The organism is Spongiactinospora sp. TRM90649, from assembly GCF_029382225.1.
Classification (GTDB): Bacteria; Actinomycetota; Actinomycetes; order Streptosporangiales; family Streptosporangiaceae; genus Spongiactinospora.
The window spans coordinates 1-800 of the sequence record NZ_JARLTC010000104.1 but is presented as its reverse complement, the minus strand read 5'-3'; the positions used below and the strand labels follow the sequence as shown (position 1 = coordinate 800).

The following is an 800-nucleotide window of genomic DNA, read 5'->3' as shown; positions in this document are numbered from 1 at the left end:
GCGCTGATCTCGATGAACGTCGAGCGCCCGTCGGCGAGCAGCGCCCGGATGGCCTCTTCGAAGCGGACGGTCCGGCGCAGGTTGTCGTACCAGTACCCGGCGTCCAGGGTGGAGGTGTCGATGCGCTCGGCGGTGACGGCCGAGTAGTACGCGATCTTGCCCTGGGCCGGGATGATCGGGGCGAGCTTCTCCGCCAGGACCTCGCGGACCTGCTCGACATGCGCGCAGTGCGAGGCGTAGTCCACCGGGACCCGCTTGGCGCGGATCTCCTGCCGCTCGCAGTGGGCCAGGAGTTCTTCGACGGCGTCGGCGTCACCGGAGACCACCGTGGAGGCGGGGCCGTTCACCGTCGCGACCGACAGGCCGGGCCACGGCTCGATCAGCTCGGCCGCCCGCGCCTGGGGAACGGCCAGGGAGACCATGCCGCCCTGACCCGCCAGCACCTCGCCGATCGCCTGACTGCGCAGCGCGACCACGCGCGCGCCGTCCTCAAGGGAGAGGCCGCCCGCGACCACGGCGGCGGCGATCTCACCCTGGCTGTGGCCGACCACGGCGCTGGGGACGACTCCCGCCGACTCCCACAAAGCGGCCAGCGACACGTTGACGGCCCACAGGACCGGCTGGACCACGTCCACCCGCTCCAGGGACCCGCCCTCGGAGATGATCTCCAGCAGCGACCAGTCCACGAACTCGCTCAGCGCCCGCTCGCACTCGGCCATCCGGGCGGCGAACACCGGGGAGGACTCCAGCAGACCGGCGGCCATGCCGATCCACTGCGACCCCTGACCGGGGAACACGAA

At 71.9% G+C, this 800-nt stretch carries 1 protein-coding gene; it reads right to left on the bottom strand.

Annotated elements, in window-relative coordinates:
• Positions 1-800 (bottom strand): acyltransferase domain-containing protein (locus P3X83_RS43180; protein ID WP_277311260.1); only part of this gene is annotated, 800 nt, incomplete at both ends.